Raw genomic sequence first — 25,142 nt, 5'->3', positions numbered from 1 at the left:
CAAAGGCCGGTAAATAACCGGCCTAATGATTACTACCGTGACAGAGATTTTCACCTTGCATCTGGCAGGTTGGGATTTCTGTCACGTTAACGCGCTTTTCAGGTTATTTACAATTCTGTAAACTGCTCGCGGTGTGTACGTCCCGGTGGAATATGTTTTTTTTTCGTCTGACTCGCCGGACAAACAATTAAGAGGTCATGATGAGTACTGAAATTAAAGCCCAGGTAGTGGTGCTTGGTGCAGGCCCGGCAGGGTATTCTGCCGCTTTCCGTTGTGCGGACTTAGGGTTGGATACTGTTCTGGTTGAACGTTACTCTACTTTGGGTGGTGTTTGCCTTAATGTTGGTTGTATCCCATCCAAAGCTCTGCTTCATGTTGCCAAAGTGATTGAAGAAGCAAAAGCACTGGCACAACACGGTATCGTGTTTGGTGAACCACAAACTGATATCGATAAGATCCGTCTCTGGAAAGAAAAAGTTATTTCTCAGTTGACAGGTGGTCTGGGCGGTATGGCTAAGGGCCGTAAAGTTAACGTTGTTAACGGTGTTGGTAAATTTACAGGTGCTAACACTCTGGTAGTAGAAGGCGAGAACGGCGCAACAACGATTAATTTTGAGAATGCCATTATCGCAGCGGGTTCACGCCCAATTCAGCTACCCTTCATTCCACATGATGATCCTCGTGTATGGGATTCTACCGATGCACTGGAGCTGAAAACGGTTCCAGGGCGCCTGTTGGTTATGGGCGGTGGTATTATTGGTCTGGAAATGGGTACTGTTTACCATGCTCTGGGTTCTCAGATCGACGTGGTAGAAATGTTCGATCAAGTTATTCCTGCGGCGGATAAAGACGTTGTTAAAGTGTTCACTAAGCGCATCAGTAAGAAGTTCAACTTGATGCTGGAAACTAAAGTGACCGCGGTAGAAGCTAAAGAAGATGGCATCTACGTAACAATGGAAGGTAAGAAAGCACCGGCAGAGCCACAGCGTTATGATGCGGTTCTGGTTGCTATCGGCCGTGTACCAAACGGTAAATTGATTGATGCTGGCAAAGCAGGCGTTGAAGTTGATGATCGTGGCTTTATCCACGTGGATAAACAAATGCGTACTAACGTGCCTCACATCTTTGCTATCGGTGATATCGTTGGTCAGCCAATGCTGGCGCACAAAGGTGTCCATGAAGGTCACGTTGCTGCTGAAGTTATTTCTGGTAAGAAACATTACTTCGATCCAAAAGTGATTCCATCTATCGCTTACACCGAGCCAGAAGTAGCATGGGTTGGTCTGACTGAGAAAGAAGCGAAAGAAAAAGGCATCAGCTACGAAACTGCGACTTTCCCATGGGCAGCATCTGGCCGTGCAATTGCATCTGACTGTTCAGATGGTATGACCAAGCTGATTTTCGATAAAGAAACTAACCGCGTTATTGGTGGTGCTGTTGTTGGTACTAACGGCGGTGAACTGCTGGGTGAAATCGGTCTGGCTATCGAAATGGGTTGTGATGCAGAAGATATCGCTCTGACTATCCACGCTCACCCAACACTGTACGAATCAATTGGTATGGCTGCGGAAATTTACGAAGGCAGCATCACTGACTTACCAAACCCTAAAGCAAAGAAAAAGAAGTAATTCTTTAGATTTTGTAGTAGGTTAAGAAAAAATTCCAAACGGCTTTCAAATAGGGAAGCCGTTTTTATTTGCAGATGTTTACAGAGAGAAATTAAGGAATTTTCAGGCCAAAATAACAACAGGTAGCATTTAAAACTTTAATACCCTTTCTAAGCTCATTTATCCAGAATTTTATTATGGTTCAATGTTGATTTTATGTGAATGAATTAACATGCTATTCAAATTTTGGTATGCTAAACGCCCGAAGCTGAGCATAATTCTAATGTTATGCGAGCAAAATCCTCTGACCTGGCACCCTTGATGATTGTTTTCAGATGATCATTTTCAATGATCATTAGCGGGTGCTGACAGCCGGGTATATAAAATGACAATGAGAGCGAGGAGAAAGTCGTGCTAGAAGAATACCGCAAGCACGTAGCCGAGCGTGCAGCTCAAGGCATCGTCCCTAAGCCGTTAGACGCAGCTCAAGCAGCAGCGCTGGTCGAATTACTGAAGAACCCACCTAAAGGTGAAGAAGCTTTTCTGGTAGATCTACTGACCAATCGTGTTCCTCCTGGAGTAGATGAAGCTGCTTATGTTAAAGCAAGTTTCCTTGCTGCCGTTGCTAAGGGAGAAACTACCTCTCCTTTGGTGACTCAGAAAAAAGCCATTGAATTATTGGGAACCATGCAGGGTGGGTATAATATCCACGCTTTAATTGATGCCCTGGATGATGAAAAGTTGGCTCCAATTGCGGCGAAAGCACTTTCTCATACTTTGCTGATGTTCGACAGTTTCTATGATGTAGAAGAGAAAGCAAAAGCGGGTAATGTCTATGCCAAACAGATTATGCAATCGTGGGCTGATGCAGAATGGTTTCTTGGACGCCCTGAATTAGCGAAAAAAATCACCGTTACCGTCTTTAAGGTTACGGGGGAAACCAACACCGATGATCTTTCTCCTGCCCCTGATGCGTGGTCACGCCCTGATATTCCCCTACATGCTTTGGCTATGCTTAAGAATGCCCGTGAAGGTATTGAGCCTGATCAAGCCGGTGTCGTAGGCCCAATTAAGCAAATTGAAGCCCTGAGCAAGAAAGGTTATCCATTGGCTTACGTTGGAGATGTTGTCGGTACTGGCTCTTCCCGTAAATCGGCAACTAACTCCGTATTGTGGTTTATGGGAGAAGATATTCCGTTTGTGCCCAATAAACGGGGTGCTGGTGTGGTGCTGGGTGGAAAAATTGCCCCCATTTTCTTCAACACTATGGAAGATGCGGGTGCGTTGCCAATTGAGGTGGATGTTTCCAAACTGAATATGGGGGATTTAATTGATATCTATCCCTATAAAGGTGAAATCCGCCATCACGAAACAAATGAGTTATTGGCTACTTTTGCATTGAAAACCGATGTACTGATCGATGAAGTACGTGCGGGTGGTCGTATTCCATTGATTATCGGCCGTGGTTTGACTGGCAAAGCGCGTGAATCATTGGGTTTGCCACTGAGTGATGTGTTCCGTCAGGCAAAAGCGGTGGCGAAAAGCGATCGTGGCTTCTCATTGGCGCAGAAAATGGTTGGACGTGCGTGTGGTGAGAGCGGTATCCGTCCGGGGGAATATTGTGAGCCTAAGATGACGTCTGTGGGTTCTCAGGATACCACTGGGCCAATGACGCGGGATGAGTTGAAAGATTTGGCGTGTCTGGGCTTCTCTGCGGATCTGGTCATGCAATCATTTTGTCATACCGCTGCCTATCCAAAACCTGTTGATGTGACGACACACCATACTCTGCCTGATTTCATTATGAACCGTGGTGGGGTATCGCTGCGTCCGGGAGATGGTATTATCCACTCATGGTTGAACCGTATGTTGTTGCCAGATACTGTGGGTACAGGTGGCGATTCCCATACCCGTTTCCCAATTGGTATTTCTTTCCCGGCTGGTTCAGGTCTGGTGGCATTTGCTGCGGCAACAGGCGTCATGCCGTTGGATATGCCAGAATCCGTACTGGTTCGTTTTAAAGGAAAAATGCAACCCGGAATAACCTTGCGTGATCTGGTTCATGCCATTCCTTATTATGCGATTCAGCAAGGTTTGCTGACCGTTGAGAAGAAAGGCAAGAAAAACATCTTCTCTGGCCGTATTCTTGAGATTGAAGGTTTGCCAGAACTCAAAGTCGAACAGGCGTTCGAGTTGGCTGATGCGTCTGCCGAACGTTCTGCGGCAGGATGTACCATTAAGCTGGATAAAGAGCCAATTATTGAATATTTGCAGTCGAATATTGTCTTGCTGAAATGGATGATTGCGGAAGGTTATGGTGATCGCCGGACATTGGAACGCCGTATTATCGGCATGGAAAACTGGCTGAAAGATCCTCAATTATTGGAAGCGGATGCAGATGCTGAATACGCAGCGGTTATTGAGATCGATCTGGCAGACATTAAAGAGCCTATTTTATGTGCGCCTAATGATCCTGATGATGCACGTCTGTTATCTGAAGTAGCTAACAGTAAAATTGACGAAGTTTTCATTGGCTCTTGCATGACGAATATTGGTCATTTCCGTGCGGCGGGTAAATTGCTGGATCAGCATAAAGGCCAGCTACCGACTCGCTTGTGGGTTGCTCCTCCGACTAAGATGGATGCCGCCCAATTGACGGAAGAAGGTTATTACAGCGTTTTCGGCAAGAGCGGGGCACGCATTGAGATCCCTGGTTGTTCATTGTGTATGGGGAATCAGGCGCGTGTGGCGGATGGTGCAACAGTGGTATCCACTTCTACTCGTAACTTCCCTAACCGCCTTGGTTCCGGTGCCAATGTTTACCTTGCTTCGGCGGAGTTGGCGGCTGTCGCTTCATTGTTGGGACGCTTGCCAACGCCAGAAGAGTATTTGCAGTTCATGGTTCAAGTCGATGAAACCGCTGCAGATACTTATCGCTACCTTAATTTTGATCAATTGAATCAATACACAGAAAAAGCGGAAGATGTGATCTTCCAAACCGCAGTATAAAAAAGTATATTGCAATGCATGGGGAGGCAAATGCTTCCCCTTTTTTTGTTTTTCTGCCTACCGTTTTATAACAATTTCGTAGTAGTTTTTGTATCAGTTTGTGGACTGCTTCCAAGGTGGAGGTAGCAGAACTGTTTAAAATCCAAATGGAATTATTTGGCATTTGTAAAAATAGTGGGTGAGGGGGTATGTGATGGAATATGAATTTATGCAGGATGTTACCGGCCAAGTAACAACATCCTTTTCAATGGATCATGAAGCCATTGGTCATTGGTTGAATGAAGAAGTGAAAGGCGATTTGCGTGTATTGGATAAAATCATTGTGGCCTTGCAAGAGATTAAAGGGAGTGAACGCCAGTGGCAGTTGGCTGGTCATGAATATACGCTATTGATGAGTGAAGATGAGATCATGATCAGGGCTAATCAACTTCAATTTGATACAGAGGTTATAGAAGAAGGAATGAGTTACTACGATAACGAGAGTTTGGCTTTTTGTGGGACAGACGATTTTATCGATATGTTGGCTGATTACAGAGAATTTATTTTACAAAAAAAGAAAACGTAAGGATTAGTGTTCAAGCAATGAAGGCTTTCTGCCATAATTTATATTCCATTACATTTTTGTGTTGTGATAGTGGTTTTCTATTTTTTTGAACAGAAAACTATTTTTGAACAGGAGCCTACACCCTGCTGGTGGCGTTCATTGTGAGTAACGGCATCGAATGGAGATAGGTTCCAACAATAACGGTGGACTTTGTATGGAAAAGATCAATCTGTCACATGAGATTGATAAAGCGGCAAGTTGGTTTACCAACAATCAGGATCTACTGATTCAGTATGCGGTAAACATTGTATCTGCCATTTTGATTCTTATCGTTGGCTTGTTTATTGCCAAATTGGCTAATAAAGCAACTAAGCGTGTTATGTCACTGCGTGGCATTGATACCACCATTTCTGATTTTCTATCCGCGATTATTCGTTACGCTATCATAGCATTTACGATTATTGCTGTTCTTGGGAAATTGGGCATTCAGACCGCATCTGTGATTGCTGTAATTGGTGCCGCAGGTTTGGCGGTAGGCCTGGCATTACAAGGCTCACTGTCTAATTTTGCTGCTGGTGTGCTATTGGTGATTTTCCGCCCACTTCGTACTGGCGAATATGTCAGTATTGGCGCTGTGGAAGGAACGGTCATGCAAGTGCAGATTTTCTCAACAACATTGCGCACGGCAGATGGCCGTATCATTGTGATCCCCAACGGTAAAATTATTGCAGACAATATTATCAATACCAGCCGTGAACCTGACCGCCGTACCCAAATTATGGTGGGGGTCGCGTATGATGCGGATATTGATGAAGTGAAAAAAGTGTTGGGTGATGTGATTCAAGCAGATAAACGCATTCAACATGAAAAAGGAGTCACTATCCGCCTGCATGAAATGGCTCCTTCATCATTGAACTTTATTGTGCGTGTGTGGACTACTAATGGTGACGCCTGGAATGTATATTGGGATTTGATGGAAAATTTTAAGTGTGCTTTGGATAAACACAATATCGGCATTCCATTCCCACAAATGGATGTTTATCTGCATCAGCAAAATAGTGTTTTACAGAAGAAGACGGACGAATAATCAAGATATCGTGATGTGAGAATTTCTCACATCACCTTTCCTAATGATCTATTAGAATCATTCATTTTTACTAATGCGTCATCTTGTTTAATATGCATTGATATCGTAACTAATTGAATAATTATTAGGAATCTTTGCATGTTCTCAACATTTATTCAGGGCTTTTTTCTTAGTGCTGCGATGATCCTTCCGCTTGGGCCACAAAATGTATTTGTGATGCAGCAAGGGAGCAGAAAGCAGTTCCATTTAATGAGTGCAACATTATGCTCCACCAGTGATTCTCTGCTCATCATAGCGGGGATATTTGGTGGTAGTGCCTTACTGGGACAATCGGTACTTTTATTGCAAACTGTGACATGGGGAGGCGTCGCATTTTTACTATGGTATGGATGGGGGGCTTTTCGAACAGCGTTATCGGCAGAAGTCGAACATTCCGGTACTGAAAAAACTGTCCAAAGCCGTTGGCGAGTCATAGTAACGCTATTCGCTGTGACATGGCTGAATCCTCATGTTTATTTGGATACCATTGTCGTATTGGGAAGCATAGGAGGACAATTGTCAGCCGAGCTTCGGCCGTGGTTTACCACCGGAGCAGTAATGGCATCGATCAGTTGGTTTTTTGCCTTGTCATTCTTATCTGCGTGGTTTGCACCTGTCCTTAATCGGCCCAGAGCACAACGGATCATCAATATCTTCGTTGGTTGTGTGATGTGGTATATCGCTTGGAGCTTAATTAAGCAAGGATATAGATTTTTTGTTAATTACAATATCTCTCCATAGATACGCTATAGATTACTTCTCTATAGATAGTGTGCTAATGTTTCTGAAAGCACCTTATTCATGTAACTTTAGGAGGTCTTGTGAAACGTAAATCACTGGTATTGGCTGCAATGATGGCTTTAGGAAGCCTGTCTTGCATGACAGCTTCCGCTGCTGATTCACTCTCTATTCCACATATTTCCACCTCTGGTAATGCGATAGTTAAAGCGGCACCAGATATGGCTACTTTGGTAATCCATGTGAGTGAAACGCAAAAGAGTGCGGCAGAAGCAAAGAAAAAAGTCGATGAACGGGTTGCGAAATATTTTGATTTTCTGAAAAACAGTAGCATCGAAAAGAAAGATATTGATGCTGCTAATTTGCGCACCCAGCCAGAATATCAATATGAACAAAAGAGTGGAAAATCGAGTATTACAGGTTATCGGGCGTCGCGTTCAGTTGAAGTGAAAGTTCACAAGCTAGAGCAACTGAATGCCTTATTGGATGGTGCCCTGAAAGCAGGGCTGAATGAAATTAACTCTGTTCAGTTTGGTGTAAGCAATCCGCAACGTTATCGTGATGAAGTCAGACAAAAAGCTATTGAGAATGCTATTCAACAGGCAACTACATTGGCAAAAGGGTTCAACAGTAAGTTAGGTCCTGTATATAGCATTAATTACCGTGCGCCTGAAGCTGTGCCTGTTCCTATGAGCCGTCTGAAATACCAGACAGATCTGTTGGCAGCACCAGCTTCTGACCCAGCCAGTGAAACTTATGAGCCACAGAGTATTGAGTTTTCTGATCACGTTGATGCTGTTTTTGAATTACAGCGTTAATGAGTTTCATCTTCCTGACGTAACATCTGGCGCCCTCGTTTTAGCAGGGTGTCAGTGACTTTTCTCATCGTTCCACTTTCAGGCGCAAAACGATGCCAATAAAGCATACGGCGTTGGCATAGTCCTGGTGTGAGATCGATTAACTCACCGGCTTTTAGCTCCTTGTCGATTTGCAAGTGTGGGATCATGCAACAAGTCGAACCTTGTTTTGCCAATTGAACGAATGCTTCGGAAGAATTCACGATATGGCAGGGCACACTTCCCGGTGATAAATCGAAGTTCTGTTGTAGAAATGCTTGATGCATATCATCTAAATGGTCGAATGCAACCGCAGGTGCTTTCAGTAATGCTGAACGCGTGACGCCATTCGGGAAAAAACGGTTTGCAAACGCTGGAGAGGCTACAAACAGGTAATCCAGAGCACCTAATTTATCAACTAAACAGCTTGGCAAAGGCTGGGATTGAATACTAATCGCTCCGACAACTTCACCACGCCGCAAACGCTCTTGAGTCCGGGTTTCATCTTCCACTTGAATATTTAGCCGAATAGGCAAATCGGATAAAACAGGGTGGAGAGCCGGTAAAAGCCACGTCGCCAGGCTGTCCGCATTAACAGCAAGGGAAAGCAATAACGGGATCTCATTACTATTTTCATCACCAAGCCATTGCGCTTCCAGTAGTTCCACCTGATGTAATAGCGCAAGTAACTTTTGCCCTTGTTCTGTAGGGTGGGGAGGAACAGTGCGTACCAATAGCGGCTGACCAAACATATTTTCTAATTGCTTGATTCTCTGGGATACCGCTGATTGGGTAATACAAAGTTTTTGCGCTGCCCGCTCGAAACCACGTTCTTTGATCACTGCATCTAATGCTTGCAATGATCGGTAATCAGGACGTTTCATTGAAAATAAGATTCTCCGTGTTTGCTCTTTTTGTGTTACAGCTCAATATTAAAACCATTATGTGGCCTAACCAGCACTATGCCATATTTTTTCATGAGGTGAGCCAATATTGTTTATACTAGCCGTCAGATTTTTCCTTGTAACTGATTATAGGCTGTGATCAATATGACTCAGGACGAACTGAAAAAAGCAGTAGGTTGGGCGGCATTAGAATACGTTAAAACGGGCACAATTGTCGGTGTTGGTACAGGTTCTACCGCAGCGCATTTTATTGATGCGTTAGGCACTATCAAAGATAAAATTGAAGGTGCTGTGTCAAGTTCAGAGGCATCAACTGAGAAATTGAAAAGTCTCGGTATTCCTGTGTTTGACTGCAATGAGGTTGACACTTTGGATATTTATGTTGATGGTGCTGATGAAATTAATGGCCAAATGCAGATGATCAAAGGTGGCGGCGCAGCGTTAACCAGAGAAAAAATCATCGCGGCGGTTGCGAAGAAATTTATTTGTATTATTGATTCGTCTAAGCAAGTCGATGTGTTAGGCAAATTCCCTCTGCCAGTTGAAGTCATCCCAATGGCACGGGCTTATGTGGCTCGTGAGCTGGTGAAATTGGGCGGAACACCGGTTTATCGTGAAAACGTAGTAACAGATAATGGCAACCATATTCTGGATGTTCACAATCTCTCTATTGTCGATCCCATTGAGTTAGAAGATAAGATCAATGGGATCGCTGGCGTGGTAACGGTGGGACTGTTTGCTAATCGAGGAGCTAATGTGATGCTGGTAGGTACTGCGGATGGCGTTAAGACGCTCACTGAATAATCATTTATTGAGGGCAGAATAATCTGCCCTCAAAATATTTTTATATTTATTCAAAATGGAAAATTTAGTGATATATATCACTTTTCTGTCTAAAAAAACCTCAAAACTCTGTCTTTATCCCGTAACGAATTATTTTACTTTGCATAACAACTTATTTACTGTTGCTTATTCTGTAATATAAGCAATCGATTGTATTGCCGTTACTGTTTTTTTTGTTATTTTGGTGGAATCGATATGCATTATGAAAGTGAGTACAACTAGGGTGGGCAAATGGTTAAGGTATCTTTAGAAAAGGACAAAATTAAATTTCTGCTGCTGGAAGGCGTTCACCAAAGCGCAGTAGATAGCCTAAAAGCGGCAGGGTACAGCAATATTGAATATCACAAAGGGGCATTAGAACCTGAAGAATTGAAAGAAGCGATCCGTGATGCCCGATTTGTCGGAATTCGTTCCCGCACCCAATTGACCGAAGAGATTTTCGGCGTAGCGGAAAAGCTGGTTGCAGTTGGGTGTTTTTGTATTGGTACTAATCAGGTTGACCTGAAAGCCGCAGCAAGTCGTGGTATTCCGGTATTTAATGCCCCTTTTTCTAATACGCGTTCGGTCGCTGAAATGGTATTAGGTGAGCTGTTGTTGCTATTGCGCCGTATTCCTGAGGCGAATGCCAAAGCCCACAATGGGATATGGGATAAGCAAGCAAAAGGCTGCTACGAAGCGCGTGGTAAAAAATTAGGTATTATCGGTTACGGGCATATTGGTACACAGCTTGGCATATTGGCTGAAAATATTGGCCTGAATGTCTATTTCTATGATATTGAAAATAAATTGCCATTAGGTAATGCACAGCAAGTTCATCATTTGTCTGAATTGTTGAATATGAGTGATGTCGTGAGCCTGCATGTTCCTGAAACCGCTTCAACCAAAAATATGATTGGCGTAGCAGAACTGGAATTGATGAAACCAGGCTCGATTTTGATCAATGCATCACGTGGTACTGTGGTCGATATTGATGCACTCAGCACGGCATTGGAAACAGGGCATCTCTCTGGCGCAGCGATTGACGTCTTTCCCCATGAACCCGCAACAAACAATGATCCTTTCATCTCACCATTAAGCCAGTTTGATAACGTGCTGCTGACGCCACATATTGGGGGATCGACGCAAGAAGCCCAGCAAAATATCGGTTATGAAGTTTCAGGTAAACTGGTCAAATATTCCGACAATGGTTCTACATTATCAGCGGTTAATTTCCCTGAAGTATCGCTCCCTGTTCATGCTAAGGATACTAACCGATTACTGCATATCCATGAAAACCGCCCAGGTATCTTGACTAGTATTAACCAAGTGTTCACTGAGCAAGAAATCAATATTGATGCTCAATATCTGCGGACTGACAGCGGTATTGGTTATGTTGTGATTGATATTACGACGCAGAATTCAGCCCAAGCTGAACAGGTCTTGCAGAAACTAAAATCCTTGCCAGGCACGATCCGTTCTCGCTTGCTTTACTAAGATATAATGACTGGTTAAAGGTCATTATTGATTAAGACGAAAAAACGCATTAAAAATAAGGGGCTATTGAAGGCACAATAGTCCCTGTTAACTCACTGAGTAGCATACTAATTCATATCCATTGCCATACTTTTTCTGGTGTAATGATCTCTGGCAGAGGAATATCCCAACTCTCACTGGGCAGTTTCTCAACTAACTGCAAATTATGAGCTAATCCAATCGGATAAAAATTCTGTTGTTGCCATTTCGCGAGAGTCCTATCGTAAAAACCGCCGCCCATCCCCAGGCGTTGCCCCGTACAATCGAAAGCGACCAGAGGAATAAACATGACATCAAGTTCGGAGATGGGTAAAACCTGCCGGATATCCAACTGAGGCTCTTCGATATTAAAACGGTTGCGAATAAGAGGCGTGTCTGCGCAATAACGGAGAAACAGCAAGTGATTCCGGCTGAAAGGATGCAATATTGGCAAGTAGACCTGTTTGTTTTGCTGCCAAAGTTGTTGCATTAGCGGACGTGTATCTAATTCCCCATCAAAGGAGAGGTAAAGGGCAACTTTGTCAGCTTGCTGGATCTTAGGGTGCGCTATAGCCTGTTTAACGGCTTGCTGGGCAAATTGCAATTGTTGTTCGGGAGATAGATTTTGACGTAGTTGCCGAATTTTTTTTCTAATGGATTTGCGCAGAGAAAAAGGAGCATCTGATTGCATGATACCTGCCTGTTAATTAACGCAGAAAAGGATACAAAACAGATAAAGAATGGGAGGTTCTCCAAGATGCCGTTACAGGTGGTAACCCTTGAACCCTTGGTTCAAGGTGAACGCAGCGTCGTTGCTATTAGGCTTCTTGGTCTAGCCAAGCATGCTCACAAGAAACGTAGCACCACATTCTATAGAGATGAAATATCGGCTCAGGGGACTTCCCTGCTCACGAACACCTCAGAGAAATTTTTTGCTGCTTAAACCAACTAAATAGGCTTTAAGCAACGCTATGAAGCCTATTGTATGGAACTAAACGAAGAAAGCAACTGCTTATATTAATCTATAGTGACTACTGCCTGATTTATCAACAAGATTTAGCTGACGGGTAGGCGGGTAGGAGTATCAGGTAACTTTACCTTGCTCTAACAGTGCCTTTTCAATGGATTGCTGGAGCATTTTTATTTTTTGTTCCATATTGTAAGCATAATCACGGGTTTTCATCTTCTCCTGTGCCAACTCGTGACAGACATTCAGTGCCACAATAAAAACCAGTTGCTCAGTGTTAGTGACTCTGGTGCGTTCTTTAAGGTTATGCAAACGCTGATCAAGTTCCTCAGCAGCAGCTTGCAACGCTTCAATCTGCTCTGTTGGACAATTGACACGTAATGACCGCCCAAAAATCTGAATATCTACTGGTTGTGCAGACATGACACCTTCCTGATTTATTATTGTGCCGATACCTTGATGTTGATATATATCCCTTATCTCTCAAATTGCGGCTTTGTTGCCAGAGCTATAATTTGAAATCTATTGGGTATAAAGTAAATTATGGTATAAAACAAGGCCGACACCAATCATTACCGTACAATACCAAAAGCCCCTTTTTCTTCCCTTCATCTTCAAACTGCTGCTTTTGGGCAATGTTCACTTATCCCAGTCAATTAGTTATAGATATAAAGTATCTATGTTTTGGGGATTCGTGCCCTTGCTATCAACGCGGCATCTCGAAATCGATTGGGGATATATCGGTGTGTGCTGTCTGGTATAGCGACTCCCCTTGATGGTAGCATAGCATGAACTTATATCGCCAACGATGATCAATATACATGTCTATACAAAACTCATTACCTAATTATCAATCATTTGATGAAATTTTGCATCAACAGTCCGTTGCACTGACAGCAGCAGAAATGCATGGCTTAATCAGTGGGTTACTATGCAGTGGAAATCATGGCGGTAATCACGAGAGTAGTTGGCAGACACTGGTGCATGATCTTGCGAATGATGGCCTGGCATTTTCTCAGGTTTTGGCTCTGCCGCTTAGGGAATTGTACGAAACGACGTTTGAATTGCTGGATGACAGTAGTTTCTCGTTCCATCTGTTGCTTCCTGATGAAGAGGCGGGGGTTTTTGAATGCGCAGAAGCGTTGGCGGGATGGGTCAACCACTTTCTGCTCGGATTGGGCGTAGCCAATCCTAAATTGACAGAAAATCCAGAAATTCAGGAAGTTATCACCGATTTACGTAACATCGGCATGTTGGGCTATGATGAAGACGAAGATCAAGAAGAGCTATCTCAAGCCCTTGAAGAAGTGCTGGAATATGTCCGTGTTGCAGTTCAACTCTGTTATATCGCGTTTGCGACACCTAAAACCTCAGGCAGTGCAAAAAATGAAAAACCAACATTGCACTGATTGGGGGTATTCACCCTATAAATTTCAAGCCTTGAAAGATAAGGGGTATCCCAACTAACAATATGGAATTGCAGGAGAGGGTATGACTAAACAAGAATATTTATCTCGTCGTCAGGCATTATTGTCGAAAATGGCACCAGCCAGTGCGGCTATTATTTTTTCGGCTCCGCCTGCGACACGTAATTCAGATAGTGAATATCCCTACCGTCAGCACAGTGATTTTCTGTATCTGACAGGATTCAGTGAACCGGAAGCGGTTCTGATACTGATCAAAAGCGACGAAACCCACAATCATAGTGTGTTGTTTAATCGTATTCGCGATTTGACTGCGGAAATTTGGTTTGGTCGTCGTCTTGGACAAGAAGCTGCATTGGAAAAGTTGGGGGTGGATCGTGCCCTGCCATTCGATGATCTCAATGAACAACTCTATTTGTTATTGAATGGCTTGGAAGTGGTTTATCACGCCCAGGGAGAATTTGAGTACGCTGATAACATCGTCTTTAGTGCCTTGGATAAATTGCGAAAAAACAGCCGTCGTAATTTTAAGGCGCCAACGATCATGGCAGACTGGCGCCCGTGGCTGCATGAAATGCGTCTGTTTAAGTCAGAAGCTGAATTAGAAATCTTGCGCAAAGCGGGGGAAATCAGTGCTCAGGCGCATATCAGGGCGATGCAGGCTTGCCGTTCTGGTATGTTTGAATACCAGCTTGAAGCCGAAATTCACCATGAATTTACCCGTCAGGGGGCGCGTTATCCGGCTTATAACACCATTATTGGCGCGGGAGAAAACGCCTGTATTCTGCATTACACTGAAAATGAACGTCGTATGAACGATGGCGATTTAGTGTTAATTGATGCGGGGTGTGAATATGAGGGATATGCCGGTGACATTACGCGGACATTTCCGGTAAATGGCAAGTTTACGCGCCCTCAGCGTGAAATTTATGACATTGTGCTGGAAGCTATCAATCTTTCTTTGGAACTGTATAGACCAGGTATCAGCATAAGCGAGGTCACGAGACAGGTTGTACGTGTCATGGTGAAGGGATTGGTAAGATTGGGAATTATGCATGGTGAAGTCGAACAATTGATCGAAACCAATGCTTATCGTCAATTTTTCATGCATGGTTTGAGTCACTGGTTGGGGCTGGATGTGCATGATGTAGGCGATTACGGCGTTGATCGCGATAGAATTCTGGAACCTGGTATGGTGCTAACTGTAGAGCCAGGGCTTTACATTGCACCCGATGCAGATGTCCCGCCGGAATACCGTGGTATAGGTATCCGTATTGAAGATGACATTGTGATAACGGAAACAGGAAATGAAAACCTGACTGAGCTTGTCGTGAAAGATCCAGATGAAATAGAAGCTCTGATGGCTCAGGCAAAGCACAGTTAAGGTTAAAGTAATCAGGAAGTTATAATGAACGTGATTATTGTGGGCGGAGGAATGACGGGAGCGACATTGGCTCTGGCTATTGCCTCGTTGAGTCGGGGGCAATTACAAGTCTCCTTGATTGAAGCAGCAGAACCGGCCAAGGAACATCCTGGTTTTGATGCGAGGGCTATTGCCTTGGCTTATGGTACATGTCAGCGCTTGCATCAGATCGGTATTTGGCCTGCATTGCAACATTGTGTTACCCCAATAACTCACGTTCATGTCAGCGACCGCGGTAATAGCGGTTTCGTCAACATCTGCGCCAGTGACTATGATATTTCGGCATTGGGCAATGTAATTGAATTGCATGATGCTGGAATTCATCTTTTTGATTTATTAAAACAATCTCCAAATATTAAACTTTACTGTCCGGCTAAAATGAGTTCCGTTGAACGTTTAGAAAGTTCTGTGGTGGTTTCGCTGAATAATGGCGAAAAACTGACAGGAGAACTGCTGGTCGCGGCGGATGGTAGCCACTCTGCGATAGCTCAGGCGTGTAATATACCCTTTCAACGGCGATCTTATGGACAGGCAGCCATTATTGCCAATGTGCTGACTTCTGAACACCCTCAAGGAAGGGCATTCGAGCGTTTTACCAAACATGGACCATTGGCATTGTTGCCTATGTCGGAAGGGCGCAGTTCACTGGTATGGTGTCATCCACTGGAAAAACAGTCAGAAGTCAATAACTGGAGCCAGCATGAATTTCTCCAACAGCTACAAAAAGCATTTGGTTGGCGTTTGGGGAAAATGCTGGGAACCGGTCAACGATATAGTTATCCATTGACGTTGTCGACAGCCAGCAGGCAAATTAGCCACCGTTTAGCACTGGTAGGTAATGCCTCCCAAACTTTGCATCCGATAGCCGGACAGGGCTTTAACTTAGGGATGCGTGATGTGATGGCTTTGGCTCAAGTCATTTCAGTAGCGGCCACTGCTGGACAGGATATTGGCGCCTATAAAGTACTGGCACAGTATCAGCAACAGCGTCAGGCAGATCGTGAAACTACCATTGAACTCACGGATGGGCTGGTCAGGTTATTCGCTAATGACTACTTACCGTTAAAAATGGGGCGTAATCTTGGCTTGAAGACAATGGAAAGATTATCCCCAATGCGGGATCTCTTTGCCCGTCAGACATTAGGTTGGGTTGCACAGTCACCATTGGCAGATTAAGAGGAAAGAAAAAATGCAATCATTTGATGTGGTGATCGCAGGGGGCGGAATGGTTGGCCTTGCGCTGGCTTGTGGTTTACAAGGTAGTGGTTTGCGCATCGCGATTGTAGAAGAGCACCCACCGACAAAGCCATTTGGTGTCAATGATGAATATGCGTTGCGTGTTTCAGCCATCAATGCAGCCAGTGAACGATTACTCACCCATCTTGGTGTCTGGCAAGATATTCTTGCAATGCGAGCGAGTCCTTATCAGGGAATGGAAGTTTGGGATCAGGACAGTTTCGGGCGTATTCAGTTTAATGCGGGGGAAAATGGACTGACACACCTGGGCCATATCATCGAAAACTGTGTGATCCGGCAAGCACTTTGGCAACGCGCGGAAAATCTGCCAGATGTGATGATCTTTACTCCATCTTCTCTCAAGAATGTTGTCTGGGGAGAAAACGAAGCTTTCATCACTTTATCTGATGGAAGGATGCTGACTTCACGCTTAGTCGTTGGTGCAGATGGTGCTCACTCTTGGCTGCGTCAACATGCAGATATTCCGCTGACTTTCTGGGATTATGAACATCATGCATTGGTAGCGACAATTCGTACTGAAGAGTCTCATGAAGGTGTTGCGCGTCAGGTTTTCCACGGTGATGGGATACTGGCTTTCCTGCCCCTGCCAGATCCTCACTTATGTTCAATTGTGTGGTCACTACCGGCTGAATCTGCGCAACAGCGCAAATCTATGGAATCCGCGTTGTTCAATCGGCAGCTAAGCGCGACATTTGATATGCGTCTTGGTCAATGTGAACTGATCAGTGATCGACAAACCATTCCATTGACGGGGCGTTATGCCCGCAATTTTGCCGCTCATAGATTGGCACTCTTGGGCGATGCAGCACACACTATCCACCCACTGGCTGGTCAGGGGGTTAATCTCGGATTTATGGATGTGGCAGAACTGATAGGTGAATTGAGCCGTTTAAACCAGCAAGGAAAAGACATCGGCCAGTATCTCTATTTAGGGCGTTATGAGCGTCGCCGTAAACACAGTGCGGCGGTTATGCTTGCAGGTATGCAGGGTTTTCGTCAGCTATTTGATGGCAATAACCCGGCTAAAAAATTATTGCGCGGTATTGGGTTATCCTTGGCTGATCACTTACCGGCAATGAAGCCGCAATTGCTTCGTCATGCAATGGGGCTAAATGACCTTCCTGATTGGCTAATCTCTCAAACCGCTTCGGTTGAAAAAATCTAATTCAGCCCGCGAATTAGAATTAGTTTTTCTCATATTAGGCTAAAGTGTGTTAAGTCGATTTACTTCATACTTTAGCCTTTTTTCAATCTAAAAATATTGTTTTCTGTCATTTGTTAAAAATTTTGAGTGTTTTTGTGTAATAAATTAGACAAAAATTCTGCATGGCAATAAGGGTCTTTTTGGATTGCCGCTGCAATGCAGCTAATTTATTTTATGGTTCATTTCCTGTTTCAGTGGTAACTTCTGATCCCAAGGTATCGTTTGCGTGATTAACCGTTTCTTTGCTTCATGATCCAACACCTGCCGGTTAATGCGCCGTCTGTTTTTTCAGGTCACGAATGTTTTCATGTCAAGAATGTAAAGAGGGAAATAATGTCAAAACACACCCCACTATATGATCAACATCTGGCATGCGGAGCACGCATGGTAGATTTTCATGGCTGGATGATGCCCCTGCACTATGGTTCACAAATCGACGAGCATCATACAGTGCGTACTGATGCCGGTATGTTCGACGTTTCCCATATGACAATTGTGGATCTACACGGTCCAGGTTGTCGTGATTTTCTCCGTTATCTTCTGGCCAATGACATTGCTAAACTCACCGAGCAGGGCAAAGCACTGTATACCGCAATGTTAAATGCTTCCGCTGGCGTTATTGATGACCTGATTGTTTATTTCTTCACTGATAACTTTTATCGCATGGTTGTGAATTCAGCGACCCGCGAGAAAGACCTGGCATGGATTAACCAACATGCTGAGAAATATGACGTTGAAATGACTGTGCGTGATGATTTGGCTCTGATTGCTGTTCAGGGACCAAACGCGCAAGTGAAAGTTCAATCACTGCTAAGCGATGAGCAGAAGCAGACGATAACTGGCATTAAACCTTTCTTTGGTGTCCAGTCGGGAAATCTATTTATTGCTACGACGGGTTATACCGGTGAAGCAGGTTATGAAATTGCACTGCCTAAAGAACACGCGGCAGATTTCTGGCAGCAGTTGTTGGCTGTAGGGGTAAAACCTGCAGGATTGGGGGCGCGTGACACATTGCGTCTTGAAGCGGGCATGAACCTTTATGGTCAAGAAATGGATGAAACTATTTCACCGTTGGCCGCCAACATGGGCTGGACAATTGCCTGGAAACCGGAAGATCGTCAGTTCATTGGCCGTGAAGCATTGGAAAGACAACGTGAAACGAATACTGAACAATTAGTTGGACTGGTCATGCGTGAAAAAGGGGTATTGCGTGGTGGTTTAACTGTCAGTTTCACTGATGGTTCCGGAGAAATGCGTTCTGGAGTAATTACCAGCGGAACATTCTCTCCAACCTTAGGATTTAGTATAGCCCTTGCACGTGTACCGCAAGGTATTGGTGAACAGGCGGTTGTCCAGCTCCGTAATCGTGAAATTCCTGTTCAGGTTGTTAAACCTGGCTTTGTACGGATGGGCAAATCACTTGTAGATTGAACAAAAAACAAGGAGAAGGCAACGATGAGTCATGTACCAGTAGAATTAAAATATACAGAATCACATGAATGGGTTCGCTCGGAAGGAAATGGTGAATATACCGTAGGCATTACCGAACATGCCCAGAATTTATTGGGAGATATGGTATTTGTTGATTTGCCTGAAATAGGCACAAAAGTAAATAGTGGTGATGATTGTGCTGTTGTAGAGTCAGTCAAAGCGGCTTCTGATATTTACGCACCAGTGAGTGGTAAGATTATTGCGGTTAACTCTGACCTGGAAAGTTCTCCCGAATTAGTGAACAGTGAACCCTATAACGAAGGTTGGCTGTTCCGCATTAAAATAACCGATGAGAGTGAACTCGCTAATTTGCTCGATGCCGAAAGCTATCGGTCACTCTTGGAAGAAGACGAATAATGTTTTTGAATCGCCCCATATCACATTGTGAGTGGGGCGTTTTTTTGTATGCCGTTTTTTATAGCCAATGGATTTCAAGTGATAGGCATCAAAACTGTAACTTGAAAGATAGAAGGCATAGCGAGTTTCAGGAAATTATCATCAATGACTCAGACATTAATCCAACTTGAAAATCAAGGTGAATTCATTCGTCGCCACATTGGTTCTTCTGCTGAACAGCAAACAGAGATGCTGGCGATAGTAGGTGCAAATTCTCTTGATGATTTGACCAATAAAATTGTTCCTCGTGATATCGCATTATCAGAACCTCCTGCGGTTGGTGAAGGTGTGACTGAACAACAGGCCCTGGCTGAATTGAAAGCGATAGCGAGCCAGAACCAGCGCTATCAATCGTATATCGGTATGGGATATTCACCCGCAATTCTTCCCCCCGTTATTTTGCGTAATTTGTTGGAAAATCCGGGCTGGTATACTGCATATACCCCTTATCAACCGGAAGTTTCTCAAGGCCGATTAGAAGCCTTGCTGAACTTTCAGCAAGTCACAATTGACCTGACAGGTTTAGATCTTGCTTCTGCTTCACTACTGGATGAAGCAACAGCAGCCGCAGAAGCGATGGCAATGGCAAAACGGATCAGTAAGCTGAAAGGGGCTGAACGTTTCTTTGTGGCAGATGATATTCATCCACAAACGTTGGATGTAGTACATACCCGTGCTGAAACATTTGGATTTGAAGTCATTGTTGATAAAGCAGAAAAAGTACTGGAACTGGAAGGGGTTTTTGGTGTCCTGCTGCAACAAACAGGAACGACGGGTGTAGTCCATGATTACAGTGACCTGATTGCAAAACTGAAAGAGCGTAAAATCATTGTCAGCGTTGCTGCGGATTTCATGGCATTGGTCATATTGACCGCGCCGGGCAAACAAGGTGCCGACATTGTATTTGGTTCTGCACAGCGTTTTGGTGTGCCGATGGGATATGGCGGCCCTCACGCTGCCTTCTTTGCATGTAGAGATGAATTCAAACGTTCCATGCCGGGTCGTATTATCGGTGTTTCCCGTGATGCAGCGGGTAACAGGGCACTGCGCATGGCGATGCAAACCCGCGAGCAGCACATTCGTCGTGAGAAAGCGAATTCCAATATCTGTACTTCGCAAGTTTTACTGGCCAATATTGCGGGAATGTACGCCGTTTATCACGGTTCTGAAGGTTTGAAGCGCATTGCTAACCGTATTCACCGACTGACAGATATTCTGGCTGCTGGTTTGCAAAAGGCGGGTATCACACTACGTCATAAGACATGGTTTGATACATTGGCGATTGAAGTGTCAGATAAGGCTCAGGTACTGGCAAGAGCGGCTAAAGCACAAATTAACTTGCGTACCGATATTCTTGGTGCCGTCGGTGTATCCTTGAGTGAAAAAACCAGCCGCGATGATTTAGTAACCCTGTATCAAGTGATTACAGGTTCTGACTCAGTGCTGGATATTGATGCTCTTGATCGTGAAATCGCGACAGGCAGCCAATCTATTCCAGCTTCCATGCTGCGTAATGACGACATTTTGACACATGACAATTTCCGTCGTTACCACAGCGAAACTGATATGATGCGTTATATGCACAGTCTGGAGCGTAAAGATCTGGCGCTGAATCAAGCCATGATCCCGCTGGGTTCGTGTACCATGAAACTGAATGCAGCGGCGGAAATCATGCCGATTACCTGGCCTGAATTCACTGATATGCATCCGTTCTGCCCGCCAGAACAAGCGCAGGGTTATCACCAGATGATCAGCCAACTTTCCCATTGGCTGGTATTGTTGACCGGATATGACGCATTCTGTATGCAACCTAACTCTGGCGCCCAAGGGGAATATGCCGGTCTGCTGGCAATTCGTCGCTATTACGCCAGCCGTGGTGAACAACATCGCCATATTTGCTTAATTCCAAGCTCTGCGCATGGCACAAACCCGGCTTCTGCTCATATGGCAGGAATGACCGTTGTTGTTGTGGACTGTGACAAAGAAGGCAACATTGATCTGGTTGATTTGCGTGAAAAAGCGCAAAAATACAGTGACAATCTTGCCTGTATCATGGTGACTTACCCGTCAACGCACGGTGTCTATGAAGAAACCATCCGTGAAATTTGTGAAATTATTCATCAAAACGGGGGGCAGGTTTATCTTGATGGTGCGAACATGAACGCACAAGTCGGGATTACAACTCCGGGCTTTATTGGTGCGGATGTTTCGCATCTGAACCTGCATAAAACCTTCTGTATTCCACACGGTGGTGGTGGTCCAGGAATGGGACCGATTGGTGTGAAAAAACATCTCGCACCATTTGTGCCAGGTCATTCAGTGGTTGAAATGGATGAAGTCACTACATTAGGTGCAGTATCCGCAGCGCCATTTGGCAGTGCATCTATCCTGCCAATTAGCTGGATGTATATTCGCATGATGGGGGCAAAAGGGCTGAAACAGGCCAGCCAGGTTGCGATCCTGAATGCAAACTACATTGCAGCCCGTCTGAAAGGCGCTTATGAAATCCTCTATACCGGACGTGATGGGTACGTTGCTCACGAATGTATTCTGGACATTCGCCCACTGAAAGAAGAATTCGGCATTAGTGAGATGGATATTGCCAAGCGTTTGATTGACTACGGTTTCCATGCACCAACCATGTCATTCCCGGTTGCGGGAACCTTGATGGTTGAACCAACGGAATCAGAGAGTAAAGTTGAAATTGATCGTTTTATTGACGCAATGCTGGCAATTCGACAAGAGATCAGCAAAGTGGCAAGCGGAGAATGGCCTTTGGAAGATAATCCATTGGTCAATGCCCCACACGTTCAGGCTGAACTCATTTCTGATTGGGATCATGCCTATAGCCGTGAAATAGCTGTTTTCCCAACTGCGGAAACGAAAGCCAATAAATACTGGCCGACGGTTAAACGTCTTGATGATGTTTACGGTGATCGCAATTTACATTGCTCTTGTGCGCCAATTGAAAATTATCGTTAGTCATAAATAAATTAACGAGACTCAACGAAAGCAGTGTTAGGAAATATTGCTGACACTGCTTTTTTTATTAATTAAATTAATATACGGGGTAATGACTGTCATGATAACAATTTGCTGATTGATTTTATAATTCTTCGATTTTGCATAATATTCAAATGACAAAAATTGATGTGATTTGTCGTCGTATCTGGCAACTTGAATTTCTATTTTGCTTAAATAACGTGAGCTTCGCTTAAAAAAGGAACTAAGAAAGAATCTTAAAGCTGCCAGTGGTACCTGACAGCTTGATTTAGGGGATTAGAGGAGAAAAGGCAGGAAATTATTTCAACCAGCCTTTTTCTTTTGCTGCTTCTAATTGTGGTAGCAGGTATTTCCATAGTTCAGGATAACTTTCGGCAACAAAGTGGAGCAGATTGTAAACTTGCTCAAAGCGAATATTATTCTCAACCCAGCTCTGTCCTTCGTTATGCAGGTTCATAAATACCGGCATAATTCTATCGAGGGTTTTAGCAAAACGCGCTTCCGGTGTGATGGCGTCTTCGTATTCGTGCCAAAGTTCCAAAAAGTATTTTCCCTGGGTTTCCGGTAATAAGCCAAAAATACGGTTAGCTGCTTTCACTTCATGTTCGTGAATGGCTTCACGGGCAGCCAGATCGAACGCGATAACATCACCCGCATCGATCTCAACTATGTCATGAATCAAAGCCATCTGTACGACGCGGCTAATATCCACATCTCCGGCATAAGGAGCAAAGCCAAGCACAGCAATAGCAAAATGCCAGCTATGTTCAGCGGAGTTTTCATGGCGCGTATTATTCAATAACTTTGTTCTGCGATGGACATATTTTAATTGATCCAGTTCCATAATAAACGCAATGACATCGGTAAAAGGGCCGAAATCAACAGGAGGTACAGCTAATGACATACAAAAACCTCAATAGTTATTTTTCTTCGTTTAGTGAATAAGGCAATGTTTGAAGGGTAAGAACACTACCTTCATCATCGCGGATACGAAATACACTCTCTGCTTCCATATCATTATTCATGACAACTTGTACCCAGATTGAACCATCAACCAGTTTGACCGCTGCCAATACTGAGCCTGTCCGACGCCATTTATCGCCCAATTGCCATTCCAAATCATCGCCAACGGCAGGCAGGGAAGAAGCATTACCTGCCAGCCAGTACATGGCTCGCTTGTTTGCCCCACGATATTTGGCTCTGGCTACCATTTCCTGACCGGTATAACAGCCTTTCTTGAAGCAGATACCGTTTTCGATTGCTTGCAGGTTGGTTGCTTGTGGAATAAATTGTGCGCTGCTGGCAGCATCAATCACTGGGAACCCTGCTTCAATCTCCAGCGCCAGCCATTGTTGGCTGTCATTCAACTGCGATTGAAACTCTTCAACTAACGTTTCGGTCAATTTAGCGGCAGTTGTTTTGTCCGTGACGATAAGGAAACGTTCAGCGGGAAGCGCGAAGTGGAGAAGGGTTGTGGCTTCGTGCTGGATAACAGGAGATTCGGTATCAGGCAGGGTTGGGAAGAGGGTTGTCAGCGCTTCCCGACTTCCTGTGCCAGCGACACCGAGCAAGATATTTGCTTCATCTTTGGCAAGCGTCACTTTAGAAAACACAGCATACTTTTTCAATTCAGTTAATTGGGTTTCTAACAATGAGCGGCGTTCAATATAGGCAAAACCTTCACCACGCTGAAACAGTCGTAAGTTGCTCCACATCTTGCCTTTGGCATCACAATGGGCAGTTAACACATGCTGGTTATCATTCAGAGAAGTAAGATCGGCTGTAATCTGACCTTGCAGATACTTTTTCGTATCAGCGCCAATGGCTGTCACTATCCCCCAATCATCAAGGGAAATTAAAGTCAGTGGTAGTGTTGCAGAAGGGGATGGATCTTGTGCAGAAAACGGAGTTTGATAAGTCATAGCAGCTCCTGCCAGTAAACTAACTAAGAAATAACGTTAATGGTAAAAGAGATGCGGTTTAATGCAAAGGAGTTATTCTTGTTATTTATGGATAAGGCATGCATGGTCAATTTGTTGCGATAGGCTTCGCATCTTGTCGATATATCTCATGATCCCACCGATGCAGATGATGAAAAACAGGCCAGAATCGTTAATAATCTTATTACCGTCTTAATGGCACGAATGAAAATGATAAAGAGGCTTTTTAAACATGGACATTGATAATAAAGCACGTATTCACTGGGCATGTCGTCGTGGAATGCGTGAACTGGATATTTCTATCATGCCATTTTTTGAATATGAATATGATTCATTGGGTGATGATGACAAACGAATTTTCGTCCGTTTGCTGGAGTGCCCAGATCCCGACCTTTTCAATTGGCTCATGAATCATGGACGGCCTGAAGATGATGAGCTGTATCATATGGTGAAATTGATCCAGAGCAGAAACCAAGCCCGTGGTCCTGTGGAACAATAAATTAAGGGAGTCTCGCCATACTCGCCTGTTTTCCACGGGCGTGCATGGTGTAGTCGCAATTGCTGCTTTGGTGGCACTCTGGCCGATTAACAGCGCTTGTTTTTGGCTTCCATTTTTCTGGTTTTCACTGTTTGCCATCATTATAAGCAGTTGGGCATGGAGCCAGAAAAATATCCGGCAGTGTCAGGGCAGGTTGGTACTGTTCAAAGGCAACAAAGTGCATTGGCAAAAAGCTGCCTGGCGCATCACTCAGCCACCGTGGTTCCATCGCTATGGAATGGTGGTTATGCTCCATGCATTTAGTCAGGCAGAAAATAGTCAGGCAGAAAATATGCGCTACCAACCGCCAATTCGATTATGGATAGCATCAGATAGTATATCGCCTGCTGCCTGGCGTCATTTGAATCAATTGATGCGCCAATACCCTGGACGGTGACGA

22 protein-coding genes and 1 other RNA gene are annotated in these 25,142 nt (G+C 44.4%); 17 read left to right on the top strand and 6 right to left on the bottom strand.

The features are described 5' to 3' along the window. The first annotated feature begins 200 nt into the window (after nt 1-200). The 6 genes from lpdA to Xets_RS11900 all read left to right on the top strand — a co-directional run bounded on the left by lpdA (nt 201) and on the right by Xets_RS11900 (nt 7,842). Entirely contained in the window at nt 201-1,628 is a 1,428-nt protein-coding gene (gene lpdA / locus Xets_RS11925; RefSeq protein ID WP_099131629.1) for a dihydrolipoyl dehydrogenase, read from the top strand. 390 nt (nt 1,629-2,018) lie between these two features. Beyond that, complete coding sequence (acnB, locus tag Xets_RS11920; protein WP_187651721.1) at nt 2,019-4,616, top strand: bifunctional aconitate hydratase 2/2-methylisocitrate dehydratase; 2,598 nt, start codon at nt 2,019-2,021, stop codon at nt 4,614-4,616. Nucleotides 4,617-4,809: 193 nt separating this feature from the next. Further along, nucleotides 4,810-5,181 (top strand): YacL family protein, encoded by a 372-nt coding sequence (locus Xets_RS11915; RefSeq protein WP_187651720.1) that lies wholly within the window; start codon nt 4,810-4,812, stop codon nt 5,179-5,181. Nucleotides 5,182-5,374: 193 nt separating this feature from the next. Beyond that, nucleotides 5,375-6,247, top strand: a complete 873-nt coding sequence (gene mscS, locus Xets_RS11910; RefSeq protein ID WP_187651719.1) for a small-conductance mechanosensitive channel MscS — start codon at nt 5,375-5,377, stop codon at nt 6,245-6,247. Between the two features lie 138 nt (nt 6,248-6,385). Next, on the top strand, nt 6,386-7,027 hold the full coding sequence (argO, locus tag Xets_RS11905; protein ID WP_099131633.1) for an arginine exporter ArgO: 642 nt from the start codon (nt 6,386-6,388) through the stop codon (nt 7,025-7,027). A gap of 80 nt (nt 7,028-7,107) precedes the next feature. Beyond that, nucleotides 7,108-7,842 (top strand): oxidative stress defense protein, encoded by a 735-nt coding sequence (locus Xets_RS11900; RefSeq protein WP_099131634.1) that lies wholly within the window; start codon nt 7,108-7,110, stop codon nt 7,840-7,842. On the opposite strand, the gene Xets_RS11895 is transcribed toward Xets_RS11900, so the two are convergent. Beyond that, nucleotides 7,839-8,744 (bottom strand): LysR family transcriptional regulator ArgP, encoded by a 906-nt coding sequence (locus tag Xets_RS11895; protein WP_099131635.1) that lies wholly within the window; start codon nt 8,742-8,744, stop codon nt 7,839-7,841. The genes Xets_RS11900 and Xets_RS11895 overlap by 4 nt on opposite strands. Before the next feature lie 165 nt (nt 8,745-8,909). Between Xets_RS11895 and rpiA the strand changes: the two genes are divergently transcribed. Together rpiA and serA are read left to right on the top strand one after the other, a co-directional pair. Then, nucleotides 8,910-9,569, top strand: a complete 660-nt coding sequence (gene rpiA / locus Xets_RS11890; protein ID WP_187651718.1) for a ribose-5-phosphate isomerase RpiA — start codon at nt 8,910-8,912, stop codon at nt 9,567-9,569. Nucleotides 9,570-9,839: 270 nt separating this feature from the next. After that, nucleotides 9,840-11,081, top strand: a complete 1,242-nt coding sequence (serA, locus tag Xets_RS11885) for a phosphoglycerate dehydrogenase (protein WP_187651717.1) — start codon at nt 9,840-9,842, stop codon at nt 11,079-11,081. A 112-nt stretch (nt 11,082-11,193) separates the two neighbouring features. On the opposite strand, the gene Xets_RS11880 is transcribed toward serA, so the two are convergent. The 3 genes from Xets_RS11880 to zapA form a co-directional block, all read right to left on the bottom strand. Next, nucleotides 11,194-11,790, bottom strand: coding sequence for a 5-formyltetrahydrofolate cyclo-ligase (locus Xets_RS11880; protein ID WP_099131638.1), 597 nt, complete (start codon nt 11,788-11,790; stop codon nt 11,194-11,196). 54 nt (nt 11,791-11,844) lie between these two features. Continuing rightward, nucleotides 11,845-12,028, bottom strand: a non-coding RNA gene (ssrS, locus tag Xets_RS11875) — 6S RNA. Between the two features lie 155 nt (nt 12,029-12,183). After that, nucleotides 12,184-12,489, bottom strand: a complete 306-nt coding sequence (zapA, locus tag Xets_RS11870) for a cell division protein ZapA (RefSeq protein ID WP_187651716.1) — start codon at nt 12,487-12,489, stop codon at nt 12,184-12,186. 398 nt (nt 12,490-12,887) lie between these two features. On the opposite strand from zapA, the gene Xets_RS11865 reads away from it, so the two are divergent. From Xets_RS11865 to gcvP, 7 genes are all read left to right on the top strand, one after another. Next, nucleotides 12,888-13,475: a YecA family protein gene (locus Xets_RS11865; RefSeq protein ID WP_187651715.1), complete on the top strand. Its 588-nt coding sequence runs from the start codon at nt 12,888-12,890 to the stop codon at nt 13,473-13,475. Nucleotides 13,476-13,557: 82 nt separating this feature from the next. Further along, the gene (pepP, locus tag Xets_RS11860; RefSeq protein WP_099131641.1) at nt 13,558-14,874 is read left to right on the top strand and encodes a Xaa-Pro aminopeptidase; all 1,317 of its coding nucleotides are present in this window, start codon (nt 13,558-13,560) and stop codon (nt 14,872-14,874) included. A 24-nt stretch (nt 14,875-14,898) separates the two neighbouring features. Continuing rightward, the gene (gene ubiH, locus Xets_RS11855; RefSeq protein ID WP_099131642.1) at nt 14,899-16,089 is read left to right on the top strand and encodes a 2-octaprenyl-6-methoxyphenyl hydroxylase; all 1,191 of its coding nucleotides are present in this window, start codon (nt 14,899-14,901) and stop codon (nt 16,087-16,089) included. A 13-nt stretch (nt 16,090-16,102) separates the two neighbouring features. Beyond that, a complete protein-coding gene (gene ubiI / locus Xets_RS11850) occupies nt 16,103-17,335 on the top strand; it encodes an FAD-dependent 2-octaprenylphenol hydroxylase (protein WP_099131643.1) in 1,233 nt (410 codons plus the stop codon). A 372-nt stretch (nt 17,336-17,707) separates the two neighbouring features. Next, nucleotides 17,708-18,805 carry a glycine cleavage system aminomethyltransferase GcvT gene (gene gcvT / locus Xets_RS11845; protein ID WP_099131644.1) on the top strand — a complete coding sequence of 366 codons (1,098 nt, stop codon included), beginning with the start codon at nt 17,708-17,710 and terminating at the stop codon, nt 18,803-18,805. Between the two features lie 24 nt (nt 18,806-18,829). Further along, complete coding sequence (gcvH, locus tag Xets_RS11840) at nt 18,830-19,222, top strand: glycine cleavage system protein GcvH (protein WP_099131645.1); 393 nt, start codon at nt 18,830-18,832, stop codon at nt 19,220-19,222. A 144-nt stretch (nt 19,223-19,366) separates the two neighbouring features. Next, nucleotides 19,367-22,243 carry an aminomethyl-transferring glycine dehydrogenase gene (gene gcvP, locus Xets_RS11835; protein WP_187651714.1) on the top strand — a complete coding sequence of 959 codons (2,877 nt, stop codon included), beginning with the start codon at nt 19,367-19,369 and terminating at the stop codon, nt 22,241-22,243. Nucleotides 22,244-22,562: 319 nt separating this feature from the next. On the opposite strand, the gene Xets_RS11830 is transcribed toward gcvP, so the two are convergent. Continuing rightward, complete coding sequence (locus Xets_RS11830) at nt 22,563-23,168, bottom strand: HD domain-containing protein (RefSeq protein ID WP_099131647.1); 606 nt, start codon at nt 23,166-23,168, stop codon at nt 22,563-22,565. Between the two features lie 16 nt (nt 23,169-23,184). Then, the gene (ygfZ, locus tag Xets_RS11825; protein ID WP_099131648.1) at nt 23,185-24,186 is read right to left on the bottom strand and encodes a tRNA-modifying protein YgfZ; all 1,002 of its coding nucleotides are present in this window, start codon (nt 24,184-24,186) and stop codon (nt 23,185-23,187) included. A 250-nt stretch (nt 24,187-24,436) separates the two neighbouring features. Here ygfZ and sdhE point away from each other — a divergent pair, with 250 nt between their 5' ends. Both sdhE and Xets_RS11815 read left to right on the top strand, forming a co-directional pair. Beyond that, a complete protein-coding gene (sdhE, locus tag Xets_RS11820) occupies nt 24,437-24,703 on the top strand; it encodes an FAD assembly factor SdhE (RefSeq protein ID WP_099131649.1) in 267 nt (88 codons plus the stop codon). Beyond that, nucleotides 24,684-25,139: a protein YgfX gene (locus Xets_RS11815; protein ID WP_187651713.1), complete on the top strand. Its 456-nt coding sequence runs from the start codon at nt 24,684-24,686 to the stop codon at nt 25,137-25,139. The genes sdhE and Xets_RS11815 overlap by 20 nt, the downstream gene beginning before the upstream one ends. Nucleotides 25,140-25,142: the final 3 nt, after the last annotated feature.

The organism is Xenorhabdus sp. TS4 (assembly GCF_014467265.1).
Taxonomy (GTDB): Bacteria; Pseudomonadota; Gammaproteobacteria; order Enterobacterales; family Enterobacteriaceae; genus Xenorhabdus; species Xenorhabdus ehlersii.
Note: the sequence above shows the minus strand (reverse complement) of the source record. Positions and strands in the feature narration are given on the sequence as shown.